Genomic DNA, 313 nt, shown 5'->3' with positions numbered 1-313 from the left:
GAGTCCCCGGTGATGTCGCCGACGCAGTTGAAGATTTCCGGCGTCATGTAGTTGTGCGCCAGGATGGTCGCGCCGCGCTCTTCCTTCAGGCACAGGATGGCGTCGATGACGGGCGCGAATTGTGGCCACTCCATCGGCGTCACGACATCCTTCACGCGCGTATAGAGGTGATCGACGCGCGCCTTGACGCCGTCGTCATAGACCAGCTCGCTTGCGTCCGGCCACACGGCTGAGGAGGCGACGCCAGAGCCGGAAAACCCGGTATCCGGCGTCTGTGTGACGGTGGAGCCTTCGGGGGCGATGACGTCCATCC

The 313-nt window shown here is 64.2% G+C and carries 1 pseudogene; it reads right to left on the bottom strand.

Going from position 1 to position 313, the window contains the following annotated elements:
* Window positions 1-311 (bottom strand): annotated as a pseudogene (locus E5162_RS14375) (quinolinate synthase NadA); the annotation flags it as partial.
* Window positions 312-313 lie beyond the last annotated feature (2 nt).

The sequence above is a fragment of the Marinicauda pacifica genome, from assembly GCF_004793635.1.
GTDB lineage: Bacteria > Pseudomonadota > Alphaproteobacteria > Caulobacterales > Maricaulaceae > Marinicauda > Marinicauda pacifica.
This window is presented reverse-complemented; position numbering and strand designations above follow the sequence as displayed.